This window comes from Mesorhizobium sp. M7A.F.Ca.MR.176.00.0.0 (assembly GCF_004023165.1).
GTDB lineage: Bacteria > Pseudomonadota > Alphaproteobacteria > Rhizobiales > Rhizobiaceae > Mesorhizobium.
On sequence record NZ_RZTC01000286.1, the window covers coordinates 1 to 1,238 of the forward strand.

Annotated in this window: 1 protein-coding gene; it reads left to right on the forward strand. The window is 65.9% G+C overall.

What is annotated here, in order from left to right:
- Window positions 1-79 precede the first annotated feature (79 nt).
- The coding region (locus EOB59_RS34840) for an integrase core domain-containing protein (protein ID WP_164895865.1) at window positions 80-1,238 on the forward strand (1,159 nt) is incomplete at its 3' end.

Consider the following 1,238-nt stretch of genomic DNA (forward strand, 5'->3'; position numbering starts at 1 on the left):
TGTCCGAACCGGATAGATAGGTAACAGAATGGACTGATTAGATGGGTGACAGTTTTCTTGTCCGCCGGGAGGACCGGCGATGGTTTGGCGAGAGACTGGCATCATGGATGAGCGGCTTCGGTTTGTTGTGGAATGCCTTTCTGGCGAGGAGACGATGACGCAGCTGTGTACTGCCTTCGAGATCTCGCGCAAGACCGGGTACAAATGGCTTGGACGCTACCGGGAGTTCGGGCCGGAAGGCCTGCATGATCTGCCGCGGGCGCCGCTCGAGCACGGCCGGGCAACGGCAGCGGAGCTGGTGGAGCGGATCGTGGCGGAGAAGGAAGCGCATCCGCTGTGGGGGCCCAAGAAGATCATGGCCCGGCTGAAGCGTGCGGAGCCCTGCTGCGGTTGGCCTGCGGTCTCGACGGCCGGTGAGATCCTGAAGCGGCATGGACTTGTGGGGCGTAAGCGCAGGCGCTGGAAGGCGGCCGGCAACGGTCCATGGCCGGAGCCCGAGGGGCCGAACGCGCTGTGGACGGGCGATCACAAGGGCTGGTTCCGGACTGGCGACGGGTGGCGCTGCGAGCCGCTGACGGTGATGGATGGGGCGTGCCGCTATCTTCTGGCGCTCGAAGCGACGGGTTCGACGGCGGACGCCGAGGCCTGGCCGGTGTTTGAGCGCCTGTTTGAAGAGCATGGGCTGCCGGATCGGTTCAGAAGCGACAATGGCCCACCCTTCGCATCGCCTGGCGTCACGGGTCTGACGCCGCTTGCGGCGCGCTTCATCAAGCTTGGCATCGCTCTTGAGCGCATCCAGCCGGGCAAGCCGCAGCAGAACGGGCGCCATGAGCGCTTCCACCTGACCATGCTGCCGATGGCCAAGGCACCGGAGGCCGACAGGGCGGCTCAAGCTCAGGCTTTCGAGGCCTTCCGGCGCAGCTACAATGAGGAGCGCCCGCACGAGGCGCTTGGCATGGGCACCCCGGCGCAGCATTACCTTCCCTCGACCCGTCCCATGCCTAAGACGATCCCCGAGCCGGACTATCCGGCCGAGGCGGCGGTGCGCAGCGTGCGCCAGAACGGCGCCGTCAAATGGCAGGGCGCAGAGATCTACGTCTCGGCCACGCTGGCAGGCGAGCCGATTGCCATCGAAGAGACTGAGAACGGCCAATGGGCGGTGCGCTTCCATGCCCATCCGCTCGGCTTCATCGACCACAAGCACAGGAAACTGGTTCGCCGCAGCGCCGCGCCAACCC